This is a genomic window from Bacillus sp. MBGLi79 (assembly GCF_002953915.1).
This window is the reverse complement of record NZ_CP026521.1, coordinates 890,779-906,708: the sequence shown is the minus strand read 5'-3', so window position 1 is coordinate 906,708 and position 15,930 is coordinate 890,779. Positions and strand designations below refer to the sequence as shown.

At 46.1% G+C, this 15,930-nt stretch carries 16 protein-coding genes and 3 pseudogenes; 1 reads left to right on the top strand and 18 read right to left on the bottom strand.

Annotation, left to right across the window (positions count from 1 at the left end):
* Nucleotide 1: 1 nt before the first annotated feature.
* The 18 genes and pseudogenes from C1T29_RS04555 to C1T29_RS04470 form a co-directional block, all read right to left on the bottom strand.
* Complete coding sequence (locus C1T29_RS04555) at nt 2-931, bottom strand: carbohydrate ABC transporter permease (RefSeq protein WP_082033060.1); 930 nt, start codon at nt 929-931, stop codon at nt 2-4.
* Nucleotides 928-2,211 (bottom strand): ABC transporter substrate-binding protein, encoded by a 1,284-nt coding sequence (locus tag C1T29_RS04550; RefSeq protein ID WP_095432161.1) that lies wholly within the window; start codon nt 2,209-2,211, stop codon nt 928-930. Before C1T29_RS04550 ends, C1T29_RS04555 begins: the two co-directional genes overlap by 4 nt.
* Nucleotides 2,212-2,314: 103 nt before the next feature.
* Nucleotides 2,315-3,421 carry a two-component system response regulator YesN gene (yesN, locus tag C1T29_RS04545; RefSeq protein ID WP_103750037.1) on the bottom strand — a complete coding sequence of 369 codons (1,107 nt, stop codon included), beginning with the start codon at nt 3,419-3,421 and terminating at the stop codon, nt 2,315-2,317.
* The gene (yesM, locus tag C1T29_RS04540) at nt 3,421-5,154 is read right to left on the bottom strand and encodes a two-component system sensor histidine kinase YesM (protein WP_103750038.1); all 1,734 of its coding nucleotides are present in this window, start codon (nt 5,152-5,154) and stop codon (nt 3,421-3,423) included. Before yesM ends, yesN begins: the two co-directional genes overlap by 1 nt.
* Nucleotides 5,151-5,780 carry a YesL family protein gene (locus C1T29_RS04535; protein WP_080488060.1) on the bottom strand — a complete coding sequence of 210 codons (630 nt, stop codon included), beginning with the start codon at nt 5,778-5,780 and terminating at the stop codon, nt 5,151-5,153. Before C1T29_RS04535 ends, yesM begins: the two co-directional genes overlap by 4 nt.
* 112 nt (nt 5,781-5,892) lie before the next feature.
* A complete protein-coding gene (locus tag C1T29_RS04530; RefSeq protein WP_071582171.1) occupies nt 5,893-6,168 on the bottom strand; it encodes a YesK-like family protein in 276 nt (91 codons plus the stop codon).
* 51 nt (nt 6,169-6,219) lie between these two features.
* A complete protein-coding gene (locus C1T29_RS04525; RefSeq protein ID WP_095432157.1) occupies nt 6,220-6,762 on the bottom strand; it encodes a GNAT family N-acetyltransferase in 543 nt (180 codons plus the stop codon).
* A gap of 124 nt (nt 6,763-6,886) precedes the next feature.
* The gene (gene cotJC, locus C1T29_RS04520) at nt 6,887-7,456 is read right to left on the bottom strand and encodes a spore coat protein CotJC (protein WP_071582170.1); all 570 of its coding nucleotides are present in this window, start codon (nt 7,454-7,456) and stop codon (nt 6,887-6,889) included.
* Between the two features lie 14 nt (nt 7,457-7,470).
* Entirely contained in the window at nt 7,471-7,734 is a 264-nt protein-coding gene (cotJB, locus tag C1T29_RS04515; protein WP_014663114.1) for a spore coat protein CotJB, read from the bottom strand.
* Complete coding sequence (cotJA, locus tag C1T29_RS04510; RefSeq protein ID WP_003219489.1) at nt 7,718-7,966, bottom strand: spore coat-associated protein CotJA; 249 nt, start codon at nt 7,964-7,966, stop codon at nt 7,718-7,720. The genes cotJB and cotJA overlap by 17 nt, the downstream gene beginning before the upstream one ends.
* Nucleotides 7,967-8,092: 126 nt before the next feature.
* A pseudogene (locus C1T29_RS04505) lies at nt 8,093-8,958 on the bottom strand (NmrA family NAD(P)-binding protein).
* Complete coding sequence (locus tag C1T29_RS04500; RefSeq protein WP_103750040.1) at nt 8,955-9,395, bottom strand: nuclear transport factor 2 family protein; 441 nt, start codon at nt 9,393-9,395, stop codon at nt 8,955-8,957. Before C1T29_RS04500 ends, C1T29_RS04505 begins: the two are co-directional and overlap by 4 nt.
* A 79-nt stretch (nt 9,396-9,474) precedes the next feature.
* Nucleotides 9,475-10,059: a TetR/AcrR family transcriptional regulator gene (locus tag C1T29_RS04495; protein WP_069840031.1), complete on the bottom strand. Its 585-nt coding sequence runs from the start codon at nt 10,057-10,059 to the stop codon at nt 9,475-9,477.
* A 121-nt stretch (nt 10,060-10,180) separates the two neighbouring features.
* A complete protein-coding gene (locus C1T29_RS04490) occupies nt 10,181-10,696 on the bottom strand; it encodes a spore coat protein (protein ID WP_103750041.1) in 516 nt (171 codons plus the stop codon).
* 138 nt (nt 10,697-10,834) lie between these two features.
* Complete coding sequence (locus tag C1T29_RS04485) at nt 10,835-11,554, bottom strand: YebC/PmpR family DNA-binding transcriptional regulator (RefSeq protein WP_003233863.1); 720 nt, start codon at nt 11,552-11,554, stop codon at nt 10,835-10,837.
* 158 nt (nt 11,555-11,712) lie between these two features.
* Nucleotides 11,713-11,886: a phosphatase RapH inhibitor PhrH gene (gene phrH / locus C1T29_RS04480; RefSeq protein WP_014663108.1), complete on the bottom strand. Its 174-nt coding sequence runs from the start codon at nt 11,884-11,886 to the stop codon at nt 11,713-11,715.
* Nucleotides 11,876-13,006, bottom strand: coding sequence for a response regulator aspartate phosphatase RapH (gene rapH / locus C1T29_RS04475; RefSeq protein ID WP_103750042.1), 1,131 nt, complete (start codon nt 13,004-13,006; stop codon nt 11,876-11,878). The genes phrH and rapH overlap by 11 nt, the downstream gene beginning before the upstream one ends.
* Before the next feature lie 145 nt (nt 13,007-13,151).
* A pseudogene (locus C1T29_RS04470) lies at nt 13,152-14,173 on the bottom strand (hypothetical protein).
* Between the two features lie 179 nt (nt 14,174-14,352).
* Between C1T29_RS04470 and C1T29_RS04465 the strand changes: the two are divergent.
* Nucleotides 14,353-15,510: pseudogene (locus C1T29_RS04465) on the top strand (ribonuclease YeeF family protein); the annotation flags it as partial.
* Between the last annotated feature and the right edge of the window lie 420 nt (nt 15,511-15,930).

Genomic DNA, 15,930 nt, shown 5'->3' with positions numbered 1-15,930 from the left:
GTCATTCCTCCTTTGACTCGTAATGAACCCAATAGGACGATGTTTTAAACAGTATCAGCGTTATCAGCCCGACAATGATAAGCATGACCCACGCCATCGCCGATGCGTAGCCCATTTGAAAATAGTTAAACGCCCGCTGGAACAAATAGAGCGAATACAGAAGCGTCCCGTCAAGCGGTCCTCCCTCGCCCTTCGATATGATATAGGCAGGTGTAAATGTCATAAATGCTGAAATTGTCTGCATCACAAGATTAAAGAAGATAATCGGTGTGAGGATCGGAAGCGTGATCTTAAAGAAACGCTGCGCCCGATTCGCCCCGTCCACACTTGCCGCTTCCAAATACGCAGACGGAATGTTTTTCAGCCCGGCCAGAAAAATCAGCATTGATGACCCGAACTGCCAGACGGAAAGCAGAATCAGTGTCCACAACGCACTTGTCGGGTTCTGATACCAGAGAATTTTTTGATCAATCCCGACAAAAAACAGCAGCGCATTGATGACCCCGTCATTGCCAAAAATATTGCGCCACATAATCGCCACAGCCACGCTCCCGCCGATGATTGAAGGCAGATAAAAGAGCGTTCTGTAAATGGCCGTTCCTTTTGCTGCATTGTTTAAGATGACAGCGATAAAAAGCGCGAAGCCGAGGCGGAGCGGAACCCCGGCAAGCACATACGTAAACGTCACCTTCAACGACTGCCAATACTTTTCGTCACCCGTAAACATTTCCTTAAAGTTGTCGAGCCCGATCCATTTCGGCGCCGTAAACAAGTCATAGCTTGTGAAGGACAGAAACAGGGACGCCCCCATCGGAATGACCGTAAAGCATAGGAACCCAATGATAAACGGAGAAATAAAAGCATATCCCGCCAGATTGTCTTTTCTCATACTCCGGCTTTGTTTCATTGCGTCAGCCCCATTTCCCGTCAATTATTCCTCTCTAATATCTCATTGGCCTTTTTCCGGAACGTTTTGGCGGCTTTTTCCGGGGATACCTTCTGATACAGAATCTGATCAGACGTGTCCTTCAGCAGCTTGATGACCTCCGCGCTTCCCACAGGCTCCGGCGGATCGGCTTTGCTGATGTTTTTTGATGCGGTTTCCACATACTTCACAATGTTGGCTTCTTCCTCATTCAGTTTCGGTTTAATCGCATCCGCCACCTTGTCGGATACTGGCACTCCCCGCTCGCCTTTGATCAGCATGTTTGCCTCTTTATTGTTCACGAAGAAATCAATAAATTTGGCAGCCTCTTTTTTATGCTCAGAGCTTTTCGGAATGGAAAACAGCATACTCGGCTTCAGTGTCAGCGCCTTTTCTTTCATTTGCTCCGGCGGCAGATAGAGAGACAGCGGCGAATCTGTCAACCGGGCAAAGCCCAAATATTGATTGGAGTAGTTCCATGTAATCGCTGATTTGCCTTTGACGATAAAATCGTCCTCCATCCCTTTAATCTGTGCGCTTTCATCAGGTGTTGGGGACGTTTTCGCTTTCGCCAGCCTCAGCTGCCGTTCAAAATAATCGACAAACAGCTGATCATCCTGATACGCGAGGCCAGTGCCGTCTTCTTTATAAAAACGTTCACCCTTCGTGCGCAAATAATAAGGAAAGAAAATATCAGGGGGATGCATTCCGTTGGAGCCGTAGACGCCGGCTTTTTCCTGAAGATCATACGCCAGCTTCTCGTAATCCTCCCACGTCCAGTTTTCCTGATTGATAGACACACCGGCTTTTTTCAGCAAATCTTCATTCGCAATCACAGACAGCACGTTGACGCCTAGCGTAAACCCATAGAGCTTATTATCGATTTTTCCGCCCGATAGCATATTCTCGTCGATTGAACTGACATCAATCGTTCCATCCTTTGTATACGGCGTTAAATCTTCCAGCTGGTTCTTCTTTCCGTATTGGGCTAAGTAAGCGGTATCCATTTGGATGACATCAGGAAGCTGGCCGGCGGCAGACATGGGCGCGAGCTTTTTCCAGTAGTCATCCCAGTTCGCAAATTCCGCCTCAATATGGACGTGCGGATTCTTTTTCTCGTAAAGTTCAATTACCTTTGTTGTATAATCATGCCTTGGCTGCCCGCCCCACCACGCGATTCTGAGTGTAACGTCTTCTTTTTTTCCCGAGGCCTCTTCACCCGCTGAACAACCGCTGAAAAAAAAGACGCAGACAAGCGATAACAGCACGTAACAAATCTTCTTCAAACCAATCCCCCCTTTAATGTAAGTGCTTACATTTTATTTTAAAGCGTTCAGATAGGGCGAAACACTCAAAAAACAGTGGGGAAAGTCAAAAAAACAGAGATGGCTATCCTGTGGAAGCGCCTCCCTGTTTTCTTCTGAATTCTGACGGTGTCAGACCGGTATATTTTTTAAAAACAAGACTGAAATACTTCGGATTATCGCCAAACCCAATTTCTTCAGCAATTTCTGATACACTCGCGTCCCGCCTTATTTTCATCTGCTTCATCGCATGCTCAAGACGCACTCGTGTAACATATTGGGAAAACTTCTCGCCTGTTTCCTGCTTAAATAACTTCCCGAGATAATCAGGATTCATAAACAGCATATCCTTCGCCGCCCATTTTAAGGACAGATTCGGGTTTCCGAGCTCCTCGGCAATAAGCCTGATCATTTTTGAAATCACTGCGCTCCCATGCAGGTCACCAGCCGCTTCAGCTGTGTCCCGAAACAGCTGCCCCGCGTGCCGGAGTTCTCCCGCCTGACTGATAACCATCTTGCGGTCCGCAAAAACCTCCGCCGCCTTTTCAGCGGCGTCCTCCTCTACAGCGAGCACGGTCCATTCTCCGCTGCCGCAAATCGCTGTCAGCGCCGTCCCGAGTGCCTTTCTAGCCGCGGTATCAATAGATTGGCCCCCTTTTAAAATCAAGAGGCGGACCTTTTTTCCGGCAAGTGAAGGCGGCGGAGACAGCTGGGCGACACCGGCGATCAAGCCTTCCAAGTATTGATCGGCAGCAAAGGAACGGATATGATCAAGCTCGTGTATCAGGTGGTCTGTTTTCTTTTTCCGCACATCTTGCCGCTTCAGCTCAGCAATGATTTCCTCAAGCGAGCTGATAATCTGCTGTTCATTGCAGGGCTTCAGCAAATAATGCTTCACCCCATATTTCATAGCTTCCTTTGCGTACTCAAACTCTCCAAACCCGGACAGGACGATAAACTGCACCGACGGGCTGACGGCTGATACCTTTTTGATTAGCTCAAGCCCGTCCATGCCAGGCATTTTGACGTCTGTGATGACGATATGCGGCTGCTTATGTACAATCTTTTCATACGCTTCATGTCCGTTCTGCGCTTTACCGATCAGTGAAGCGCCAAGCGCCTCCCACTCAATGATTCCCGCCATTCCATCAAGGATAATCCTCTCATCATCAGCCAGCAGTATTTTATACATCACACCACCTCATTTCGGCACGGTATTGTGATCACAATCCTCGTTCCCTTTTCATGCTTACTTTGAATACGCAAGCCGTATGGCTCTCCGAATGTCAGGCTGATGCGCTCGCGAATATTCCACAGTCCGATTCCTCTTCCGCCCGTTGCTTCAAGAATCCGTTCATCCATGCCAGGGCCGTTATCTTCGACCGTCATACAGACACAGTCCTTCACCTTTTTCGCCTGAATCCGGATGGCACACGGCCTTGTAAAGGGTTCAAGCGCGTATTGAATCGCATTTTCCGCAAGCGGCTGGAGCGTCAGTTTCGGAATGAGGCAATGCTTGACCTCATCGTCAATATCCAACGTGAAGTTCAGACGCTCTTCAAATCGAAATCGCTGAATGGTCATATAGTGACGTAAAATGTCCGCCTCCTCCTGAATGGTCACGATATCCTTTTTCATATGTATGCTGTTTCTCAGAAGAAAACCGAGCGATTCCACCATTTTTGAGATTTGCTTTTGCTGATTCGCCTTGGCCAGCCAATTGATGGACTCGAGCGTGTTATATAAAAAATGCGGATTGATCTGGGCTTGCAGTGCTTTCAATTCGGTTTCTTTAATAATGAGCTGTTTTTCCACATTTTCTTCCATCAGCTTATTAATCCGTTTCATCATGACAGTAAAATGGCGGTTCAGCATGCCGGCCTCATCCTGTGTATGTTCCGGCAGAGAAAGCGACACACCTGCTTCAATACCGCCGTGCTGTACCGATTTCATCGCGGTCACAAGCTGTTCAATCGGCTCCGTGATGCTGTTGGCGATTTTCCTTCCGAAAAGCAAAACCACACAGAAAAAGAGGAGAAAGCATGTGCCGATCACTGTTTTCATAAAGGAAATTTTCGCGAACATCTGATCAAAGGGGATAACGTTATAGTAGCTCCAATTTTGGTAGGATGATTGAAGATAAGAAATAAAGTAACGTTTGCCATTCTTTTTTATCAAGTCATAACCGGGGTGCTTCAGCGTCTCTTTTGCTGCCTCAGGAACATGCGCTGATGCATGTGCCGTATACACCAAATTCCCGCCTTGGTCAGCAATCATAATGTCTCCGACTGAATCGCCCCAATCCTGCGGCACATCACGAATCATCTGTTTTACATTGACTTGGATCAGCACCATGCCCAAGCCGTTCAGACTCAGCTGGTGATAGGACCTGATCTGCCGTGCTGAAATCAGGACAGGATCTGACCCGCCGAGCGTCATCCAAAGATTTCTTCCATTTTTCGCTTTCGCTCGCTTAAATACCTCTTCCTGCTCCTGCTGCAAAAGATCTGAAGAACTGCTTCCGGCTGAATACTCTGAGCCGCGGGCATCAATCAAATGAATGGAATCGATGTACTTTTCATCGCTGGCATATCCCGCAAGCTGATCCCAAAGCTCCTGCTTCATTTGATATTGATCATACGTATCATCCCGATTTTGCATGCTCAGGATGCGCTGAATCTGTTCGTCTGTAATGATTTCATATGACACATCCTCTATCTTCTTCAGCTCGTCTTCGATCCTTTCAGAAGACATCCGAAGCACCTCCGAGGACTTGCGGTAAATCTGCTCATCATACACATGAAAGGCATACTGGACCCCGCTGTATACAAACAGAAAGGATACGGCCATAATCAACGATAGAAACACAAACAGCTTATCCTTAATCTTCATCCGCCTGTACCAGCCAGCAACTCTTTTCTTCATGCCGCCTTTTCTTTCTCCTGCCGCTGATCCATTGACCGAAACGCTTTAAAGGACAGCTTCGTTAAGATCAGACTGAGTAAACTCCCGCTGAAAAACAATAGAAACGTGACATGAAACAGAACGAGACAAAGCACACCGACAGCGCCCGCCGCCATCAAAAGCGTCACCGCCGGACGGCTGAAGGCAATCAAAAAGCTGATGCTCAGCACCTCTTTGATTTTCACGTCAAAATGAGAGAACACCGGGAACACATACAGCACAACAAACGCGAAAATCAAGCTGATGCTCAGGAACACGTTGACGAGCACAGGCTGATCCATCTGAGCCGCTATCCGCATATCTGCAAACAGAAACAGGGCAGCCGTCACAACGATGAGCCCGAGGATCTGTGAGGTCCGCCATTCCTTTTTAAACGCCCGAATAAAGACAGAAAACACCGGGGCATCCGCATTCCCCTTCGCCCATTCTCTCGCCACTGTAAACATCGCGGCAGTAGCGGGCATCAGCCCAAACACAACCAGGCCTGCAAGAGAAAACAAAATCCAAAGCACATTCAAATAGGCCAGTCTCATCACCCACGTACAAAAACGATTCAGCCCATTCGTCACACTGTGTATCATCAACATCACCTTCCTGCTATGGAAAACGCTTTCATTTTAAAGTACTATGTATTTCTCCTTTCGAAAGAAAATTCCTGCCGTTCTTAAAAATTCGATATGATGAGAGATATCCGCCGCCTTATCTTTTCCTGTAACGCCGGATGGCTCTATCAATCAAATATCCGGCAATGGCTCCGCAAACAACATTGAATCCAAGCACTCCGAGCGCAGCCCCTTCCCAGCCGCGTACATACACGAGGCTGTACCAGATCAGAAACACACCAAGGACGATCAGCCCGCCCAATATCCATTCCGGCCGGCTTTTGTCAGGAAACTTCATCCGCATCAAAGCAGATACGCCAGTGAACAAACAAGCCGTCACGATCCCTGTCATAAATAAAATTGGCCACAACATCGCCTGCCCTCCCTTTTAGAAAAAGACAAAAAAGCCTCCTTGAAAGGACGCTTATTCTGTCGTAATCTCTTTCTCAAACAAATGATATCCGGATGCATCAGCACCCATGAATTCATATCCCATACGCCGATAAAAGGAATGCAAGGCGTCGTTATCAGCGACACAGTCAAGCCGAATCCGCGTTTTCCCTGGAAAGTGTATGCCCGTCTCCGCCCATTGAAGGACGCGTGCTCCAAGCCCCTGTCCCGCAAACCGGCGGCTTACTGCGAGGCGATGCAAATAAATGGACTCCTCATGCCCATCGTCTCCCCAAAGCGTCCGGTCCCACTCGCTCGGTTCAGGCAGCAGCATCACGACAGCCGCAAGCTCTTCATCTTTTTTAAACACAAACACATGCCCACCTGCAATTGAACCCGTGATATCATGTGTATCGTGGCCTTCCAGCAGTCCGCTCCATTGGTTAGAACCCCGATCCCGGAGCCATTCCGCTGTTCGGACGAGCAATCCAGTAATCGATTCTGCATCCTCATAGACGGCCGGACACGCGTAAAATCCATCTGCAATCGTTTCGTTCTCAATCTTAAAAGCTGACATAAAGGCCTCCCAATCAAAAAGTAAGCTTGCACACACACCTTGATTATAATGCAGACCAAACTGCAAAAACAGACCATTTTCTCTGTATGTAAAAGGGTGTATGAAAGAGAGGCCAATCTGCCTATTAGAAAATCTTCTTTTTATCCCGTTCTTCTTTTAAAATTTCAACCGCTTCCCTGAAGCGCATAGAGTGTACGATTTCACGCTCACGCAAAAAACGCAGGGAATCGTTTAAATCAGGATCATCCGAGATATCAATCAGCCATTGATACGTGGCCCGCGCCTTTTCCTCTGCGGCAATGTCTTCATATAAATCGGCAATCGGATCACCCTTCGCCTGAATATAAGTCGCTGTAAACGGAACGCCCGCCGCATTGTGATAAAATAGCGCGCTGTCATGATTGACGTAATGATCGCCAAGGCCAGCTTCACGCAGCTGCTCCGGTGTGGCGTCTTTCGTCAGCTTATAGACCATGGTCGCAATCATTTCCAAATGGGCGAATTCCTCCGTACCGATATCTGTTAAAAGGCCGATGACCTTATCAGGAATCGTATAACGCTGGTTCAAATAACGGAGAGCCGCGGCCAGCTCGCCGTCCGCTCCGCCATACTGCTCAATCAAATACTTCGCCAGCGTCGGGTTGCACGTACTGACTTTGACAGGGTACTGCAGCTTCTTTTCATACACCCACATTCAGGCATTCCTCCTTATACTTGCCACGGCCATGGCCCTTTGCCCCAATCCCAATCCTCGCCCGCGGGGCTGTTGCCGAACTGCAGAAGCGGCCCGTAAGAGGATTCGAACTGTCTTTTTAAGTGCCTTGAATAGCCGGAATATTGATTGAATTGCTTCAGCGCATCTTCATCATGAGGATGTGTATTTAAATAAAGACTCAGCTCAACAAGCACAAAATCCGCGGCCTGTATTTGCTCAAGCTGACGATAATACTCGGCGTCAACCTTTTTTGCCATGTGCGTCTCCCCCTCGATAAGGGTTTTCATAAAAATCATAGAGATCCTTCCAAAGGGTGCCTTTCCTCAAAGCCTCCATCGGCGAAAACTGCTCCATATGCTCAGGCTGAAAGGTCATATAAAGGTTAGGGGGCGTTCTGTAATATTTCTTCCCTATAGGCGGACAGGGATCAAAACGGCTGTGAAAGGGCGTATATGATTTGACAGGCGTAAACGGCTGCATATCCTTCATTCCGGCTCCTCCTTTCTCAAAAACAATGACCTTAATAGGTATGAGGCAGGAGGCATGATTATGACTGAAACATGACTTAGCTTTTTCAATAAGAAGACCTTCGGCTCTGCCGAAGGTCTTTCTAGACTATTCAGTCCAAAATGAGGTCAGTTCCAATACGCAGCATGAGCAGCTGCAAACTCTGAGAGCGAACGAGGTTCTTTTCCTGTCACACGCTTCACTGTATCCGTTACCCGATGTTCCGCACCATGGCTGATTGCTTCATCTAGCCCCGCCATAAAACTGGCATAATCCGCCGGCAAACCAGCTGCCGCCATCCTATTTTGCAGCTCAGAACGAAAAATGCTGACATGCTTCACCCGGCGTCCCGCGGCAGCACCGATGATCTCTGCCGCTTCGGCATAGCTCAGCGCCTCGGGTCCTGTCAGGATATGATGTGTTTGATGAGGGACGGCATCAGTCAAAGCACGGACGGCTGTTTCTGCGATGTCATCAGCATCAATGAATCCTAGCTTTCCCTCACCCGAAGCCGTGACGATGCGTCCCTCATTTTGAATCGACATTTGATGCTGGACATTGATGAAATTTTGCATAAAGTATGAGGGCCGCAGCACCGTCCATTCTGGAAACTCGCGCACTGCCTGGTGAAGCGCGCCAAACACAGGGCCATTCTCGGAGACAACAGACGCACTTTGCATCACTACCCGCTTTACACCAAGACGCTTTGCTTCCTTTAAAAAGGGAAGCACATAGGGAGCCGGATCAAGCACACCGACCGGAGCAACAAGATAGATGTCTTTTACTTGTTCTAGGGCAGGCGTATAACTGGAGGCGTCCTTACAATCAAAATACACATACTCTGCATTTGCAAGCTCGCCCTTTTTTCTGCTTGCAATACGCACCCTGTATCCCAGCTTGATTAAACGGCTGGCGATTCGGCTGCCGACTGTGCCGGTCCCGCCCGTGATTAAAATCGGATTCTGTTTCATCATTTTCCACTCTCCTCTGTTTGCAAAAATGATCCTCCAAAGGCCTCTTTTACAACAAGCGGATTCCAATAATCCCTATACCGCACAATGCGGCCGTCTCTCGTTTCGATGACACTGATATAGCTTTGGCGATAAGGCAGTCCAGTCTCAATCACATGGCCGTCACATTGAAATTCCGCAATTATCGTATTCGAGTCCGCGGAACGGTACACTGTCGGAGCCGTAAATGAAGAAAGATGGATCTGCTTAGGATAATCCTTAATATAATCGTAAATAAACGCTTTCCCTTCTATTCTTTTTGGTGATCCCTCCGGCGCATAAGGAAACTCAAATACAGCATTCTCATCCCAAAGCTCCACCCAGCTCTTCATGTCCTTCTCAAGCATATAAGCCATAAACTTTCTCAAAGTTTCACATGCTTTTTCAAATTCATTCAACATTCATCATCACCTCTTTTTTTATTTCCAGACCATTCAGTCCAAAAAATGCACACATGGGCAAAGAATTCTTTACCACATGTTAATCAAGCACTGATAAACTCACGTCTACATGGTCCTGAAGACGATCCATATCTGCCGTCACTTTCGCAATAAATGTCAGTGACAGCCTGCTTTGATTCAGGTACCGGGCAAGCGCAGATATATCAGGATCTTCGCCATTCAATTCTCCTTGATCCTTCGCCCTTAAAAGCGCCTGATAAAAAGCGTCCTCAAGCTGCTTGGATTGTCTTTCAAAATACCGGGCAAGCTCAGGGTCATGCGGAATCTGTTCAATCGCGCTGTTAATGATATAGCACGCCTTCGCCCGTTCCGGATCCCTCAGGGCATTGACACCCTCCTGAAAAATTTCACGAATGGCTTCCATTACAGATCCTGGCGCTTCAAGCCTTTCCATAACGGCAGTGTTTTTTCCTTCAAGATACGATTTCACAGCGGACAAAAACAAATCACGTTTCGTTCCATACGTATCATACAAGCTCTGGCGGGCAATGCCTAAATGAGAAAGCAGTTCCTGAAGAGACGTTCCTTCGTAGCCATACTCTCCGAAAACCTCTATCGCCCTGTGAAGAACAAGCGCCGTATCAAATTCTTTATTCCTCCCCAAAAAACGATCACCTCCTGAAACAAATGTTACCATTTTCCGGACTGAACAGTCACTGAACAGTCAAGAAAAAATAAAAAACACTCTTGATCTGCAAGAGTGCCTCTTTTCACCATCATCTTTTTTATTTAAAGCCGTCTTTTCCCCAATGGCCCATATGGTGGTGATGGTGGCCATAATGACCATCATGATGATGGTGGTGATTATCCTTACCAACATGATGATGGTGGTGATGAAGATTATCTTTTCCATCATGGTGATGGTGATAATAGTGATGATGTCCATCGTTTTCATGGTGCATGCCCGGATAGCTTACAGCTCCCGGAGAGCCTCCATAACCGCCGCTTGGGTAACCGCCGCCATACGCGCCATATCCCGGATAGCCGCCGACTCCTCCATGCATCCCATAGCCTGGATACCCCCCAGACATGCCGTAGCCCGGGTAGCCTCCAGACATCCCATAACCTGGGTAACCCCCATACATGCCGCCGTATCCTGGGTAGCCTCCGTACATCCCATAGCCCGGATAACCTAGTCCTCCATACATGCCAAACCCGGGACGGCCAATGCCGTAGCCTGGAAAAGCGCCAAAACCAGGTCCGCCATAGATCTGTCTTGTATCAGTATCAGTATCAGTCATATTCACTCTCTCCTTCACTTAGGTTACAGTCCAGAGTATGAGAATATCTTACAGATCGTATAGGCAGCCGCCTACATACAGCTAAAACAATTTCTAGGACAAAAAAAAGAAAGCAGGCTATAACAGCCTGCTCACTCCTTACTCGCCTAAATCAACGTTATGATACACCTGCTGAACGTCTTCCAAATCCTCTAAGGCATCAATCAGTTTTTCAAACTGTTCCTTCGCATCATCCGGAAGCGTGACTTCGCTTTGCGCAAGCATTGTCAGCTCCGCTACTGTAAATTCCTCAACGCCCGCGTTTTTAAACGCCTCCTGCACTGCATGGAATTGATCCGGCTCCGCATAGACGATCACACTGTCATCCTCTTCCAAAATGTCACGGACATCGACATCCGCTTCCATCAGGATTTCAAGCGCTTCGTCAGCAGTTTTGCCTTCCACACCGATTACAGCCGTCGCGTCAAACATGTAAGCAACAGATCCGCTCACCCCCATGTTTCCGCCGTTTTTCCCGAACGCCGCACGCACTTCCGGCGCCGTACGGTTTACATTATTCGTCAGCGCATCAACGATAATCATTGATCCGTTCGGCCCGAAGCCCTCATAACGAAGCTCATCGTAATTCTCTTCCGCTCCGCCCTTCGCCTTCTCGATCGCCCGTTCAATGATGTTTTTCGGTACGCTGTAAGTCTTCGCGCGCTCAAGCACAACCTTCAGCGCCTGGTTAGATTCCGGATCAGGTTCGCCCTGCTTCGCCGCCACGTAAATCTCACGGCCAAACTTCGCATAAATCCGACTCGTATTCGCGTCCTTAGACGCCTTCTTCTCTTTAATATTGTTCCACTTACGGCCCATGATGTTCCACTCTCTTTCATATATATCAATCTAAATGCTGTTATTCACTTTATCCATTATACCTCAAATGGTTTGGTTGTTTCGAGTGTCTTGCGTTAGAAATAGAAGGAATGCCGTGGTGGGAAAATCGAACGTCTTCAGTAAAGCAAGAAAAAGCCCTAGCTAAGGGCTTTCTTCTGATCACTGAGTTTGTAAGGGGAATGATCAATATACGTCGTATTTCGATCTGTTGATTCCTTAACGCCGCCCGAGTTTGTCAGGAATGGAAACGACATGCTTCCGAAAACTAGAGTAACAGCCAGACACATCATCACTTTTTTCTTAATAGGCATATAAACACTCTCCTTTTAGAATATCTTCTTGAGCTTTCAGCACTTTCCGATAAAACGCAGCTGCTTGTTCAAAGTGACAGCTGCTTTCAAACACAGCGGCAGCACTCCGGGCACATGCTTCAATGTACGCGTGCAGGTTCTTTTTTTCGAAATAGCTTAAAAGATCATGAATTTTGCGTTCATCAACAGTCTCCTTGTACACGGCCTCTAAGAACAGAAACAATTCTTTATAACATTTGTGAGAACGTGCTGTGATACGGTTCAGCCCTTCTTCTATGAAATGAAACGCTTTCTGTGTCTGGCCCGCTTTACATAATGTCCAGCTTAACCCAAACAAGACTTTCGGAAGCAGATCAGGCACTTTCTCTCTGCTCACTTTCGCCGCTTTTTGGAAATGTTCTACAGCCATCTGATCGTCTCCTGATCTATCATAGCTGTTCGCGATGTTCAATAGAGAAATGGCGATAAACCGATCGTTTTGAATGTCCATTGCCAATTTCAGCGCTGCTTCTAAATGCGGGAGCGCTTTGCCATAGTGTTTGAAATCATCATAATTTCCAGCGATCACAAACAAGCTTTGTATGGTTCTAATGCTGTATAAGGGATGGTTTTGATAAATGTCTAAGGCTTGAAGAATATGATGCATCGACACATGGGTTTGCTTCATGTGATAATACGCTTCCGCCACTTTAAAATGGAATTCCGCTTTCTCAATTTCATCAGACACAACCGGCAGTTCTTTCTCCGCCTCGCGATAAAACCCGATTGCTTCAACATATTCTTTTTGATCAAATTCATACATGCCGCGGAAAAACAAAGAGTAGTATTTCAAAAGGCCTGTGAGTTTTTTCTGAGGGGTCTCAATCGTTTCAAGAAGCTCTGTCACGGTAGGGCGATTCCCGTAAGGTTGTCCCGGCTCCAAATAATCCAGCATCAGCTGGTGCCGAAAACACATCAGAGAATAATAGATCAGCAAATCCTGATCCTCTTCCATCTTCTGAATGTCCTGCTCAACCTCCGCTTTCAGAACCTCAGCATCCGGAACACTGAACTGGCGAATCATTTTATACCATTCATTAATCTTAACACCAACACGCGAAGACGGTATGGCTTGACTCAATGGCTTCCCTCCTTCTCTGTGAGATATGTCATATTCTATCAATCCCAAATTTTGAAAACAACACAGAAGGAAGAAAATGTTTTTTCATCCTGTCAATTTGTTTTTCTTCGTAAAAAAAGAACCCTTTATGCAAGGGTCCCATCTCTCACTTAATGTCAATCACCACAAAATCCTGCACCTTCACCTGTTCCTCAGGCAAATCAAACTGATAAAGCATCTTCTTAGAATGGATATCAAACACACCCACATACCCGCCGATGCCCTTTTTATGCTCTTCCTGGGCAACTATATACAATAGATTCCCCTTAAACTTCGCCTCCATATAAGGAAACTTCAAGCTGTATGTGTGAAAAGAAAAATCCTCCCCATATTCCAGCAAGTTCGCTCCTCCCTCTTTGTCCTCGTATGCCACGTAAAAACTGCCGCTTTCTTTGTCATAATACACAGTATCTGCATATTCAAGATCTTCAGGATACGCAATATATGTCGTCTTCCATGTCCCTTTTTCAATCACAGTCAGTTCATGCTGCGAGCTCGCGACAATAAATTCCTCCGAGTCTGCGAATTTATCAGCGTATGAGGCTAAGCTCAGGGTCTCTGATTTCCTCTGTGTTTCTGTCGATCACGTAAATAGACATGCTTTGAATGATATAAATATAGTTCTCATCACTCGACCCCATCGTGACAAGCGAAGGCAAGGTGAGCTGATGTTTCTTTTTCGTTTTTCTGTCGTTTATGTGGATCTCATTCCCCGTCGTATCAACGTTATAGGCCTTAACAGAGACATCCTTCCCCTCATGCCAAAACGCAAATGGATTTGATAGCGGATGCTTTTTTATAAGCATCCTTCTCCAGCGTGTAATAAAAGGACTCATGTTCCGCTAATAATACAATGTCTGTTGATGCGTAAGACTTCGTTTGGATGTACGGCACATCCGCCACCTTGAACGTGCGCCTATTAAATCTTTCGCCTGTTGAGGTTGAGAGCAGCGTGCTTTCTTTTATGAGAGGGTTGGAATAGATAAAATAGATGCGGTCTTCTTCGAGATGAATGGCGGAAGTTTTGACAGGAATATTGCTTTTATTATGTAACTGAAGATACAGAGCAAACAGGATGATGCATATCATAAACCCTAATAAACCGAATATAATGCGTTTTTTCTTCATCAAAATGCTCCTTTAACTGTCTATCAGTAATCATTTCGACTATGTTTACACAATCCCTTCGTGAATAAAGACACATGCCAAATGACTCATTTTTCCATCGAAACACGTTTCCACAGCCATTCTTATCCTGCTCCGTGGTAAAATTTTGATATTGAGCGAACAAAAGAAGGGAAATGGTCATGAAAGTACTTGAAGTGAAAACACTGCTTTCTGAAGCGACAGACCGCGCGAAAGAGTATAAAGAACTAAGAACGCAAATGGTCAACTTGAGAAAAGCCTTAAAAAGCGTCGCTGATCTCAGTGACAGCGAATTCTCAGGAAAAGGCGCCAGCAACATCAAAGCCTTCTATCACGACCACGTTGGCGTCACCGACCAATGGATCGACTACATCGACATGAAAATCGCATTTTTCAACAGCATCGCCGGAGCCGCCGAGGACAAAGGTCTCTCTGACGCATACATCGAAGAATCCTTCCTGGAGCACGAACTGGCAAATGCCCACAAAAAATCGAAATCCATCATGTCCGAACAGAAAAAAGCGATGAAAGACATCCTGAACGATATCGACGACATCCTCCCGCTCGACCTGTTTTCAACAGAAACCTTCAACGACGAGCTGGCAGATGCCAACGACAAACGCAAAAAAACACTGGAAAAATTGGACGCCTTGGACGAAGACCTAAAGACAGAATACGCCCTGTCAGAACCAAATGAACAATTCATCAAGTCCGATTTCCAAAAGCTCCAAGAAGCAACGGGCAAAGGCAAAAACGCCACACCCATCCACTACAACGCCGAAGCGTACCGTGAGAGCGACATACATAAGAAAAAAGGCGACATTGAAAAGCGGACTGAGGCTTACTTAAAGAATAAGAAAGAGGAAGCGAAGGAACGCGAAATTGAAAAATTGAAGAAAAAGCTTGCGGATGGTGTATCTGACCCTGATGAATATTTAAAAATTGCGAAGAAGATTGGGTATGAGAACCTTGAGCCTTATCAACAACAGTATGTGATACAATTAGAAACTGCTAAACAGGATGCTAAAATTTTAAAAGGAATTGGTGAGGGATTATACGACTTTGGAAAAGACACTGCTCTTGGTGTGAAGGATATGATTTTAAATGCACCAGAGACAATTAGCAGTGTGTACAAATTTTTAAACTCCTCTCCCACCCAACAACTTGCAACAGTTACATTTACGGGAGTTAATATATGGGCAGCGTTATCCGATTCATGGAAGCGTGATATGATAAACGGAGACGCAGAGTCAAGATCACGTTGGATCACCTATTCCCTGGCCACTGTTGTAACAGCACTTATTGGAACTAAAGGTATAGATAAAGTTGGAAAGCTAGGAGAACTCACAGCTCAAAAAACTATTACAAAAGGCAATGAAGCACTTGTTACTACATCAGAAATGTTCAGTAACATGCTTTCTAATAGAAAAAATCAATTTGCTTTTGCGGATGACTTACAAAAAATACAAGATATTCATAACGTTCTAAATACTGAACTTCTTAGAGATGTATCAAAAAAAGAAAGTGTATTATTTCAATCAAATAGTGGGAAATCACCTTCGAACAGTAGTACTTTTGATGTTACATCTTTTGAAAAGAAAATGTATAGCATGAACATCAATGAAAAAATTGCTTTTATAAGAGAAACCGCCGCCCCAATTGCTAATCCGAGCTGTATAAAGATAAACATGCGAAATTCAGGATCACGCCAATAAATATTGAGGCTTCGCCCTGTTAAA

Bases quoted from the DNA above. Each gene is read 5' to 3' on its own strand.
- yesM (WP_103750038.1), bottom strand. From the start codon at position 5,154: ATGAAGAAAAGAGTTGCTGGCTGGTACAGGCGGATGAAGATTAAGGAT.
- phrH (WP_014663108.1), bottom strand. From the start codon at position 11,886: ATGCCTATTAAGAAAAAAGTGATGATGTGTCTGGCTGTTACTCTAGTT.
- C1T29_RS04530 (WP_071582171.1), bottom strand. From the start codon at position 6,168: ATGTTGTGGCCAATTTTATTTATGACAGGGATCGTGACGGCTTGTTTG.
- cotJA (WP_003219489.1), bottom strand. From the start codon at position 7,966: ATGAAGGATATGCAGCCGTTTACGCCTGTCAAATCATATACGCCCTTT.
- yesN (WP_103750037.1), bottom strand. From the start codon at position 3,421: ATGTATAAAATACTGCTGGCTGATGATGAGAGGATTATCCTTGATGGA.
- C1T29_RS04535 (WP_080488060.1), bottom strand. From the start codon at position 5,780: ATGTTGATGATACACAGTGTGACGAATGGGCTGAATCGTTTTTGTACG.
- C1T29_RS04485 (WP_003233863.1), bottom strand. From the start codon at position 11,554: ATGGGCCGTAAGTGGAACAATATTAAAGAGAAGAAGGCGTCTAAGGAC.
- C1T29_RS04525 (WP_095432157.1), bottom strand. From the start codon at position 6,762: ATGTCAGCTTTTAAGATTGAGAACGAAACGATTGCAGATGGATTTTAC.
- cotJC (WP_071582170.1), bottom strand. From the start codon at position 7,456: ATGTGGGTGTATGAAAAGAAGCTGCAGTACCCTGTCAAAGTCAGTACG.
- C1T29_RS04500 (WP_103750040.1), bottom strand. From the start codon at position 9,395: ATGTTGAATGAATTTGAAAAAGCATGTGAAACTTTGAGAAAGTTTATG.
- cotJB (WP_014663114.1), bottom strand. From the start codon at position 7,734: ATGGCAAAAAAGGTTGACGCCGAGTATTATCGTCAGCTTGAGCAAATA.
- C1T29_RS04490 (WP_103750041.1), bottom strand. From the start codon at position 10,696: ATGACTGATACTGATACTGATACAAGACAGATCTATGGCGGACCTGGT.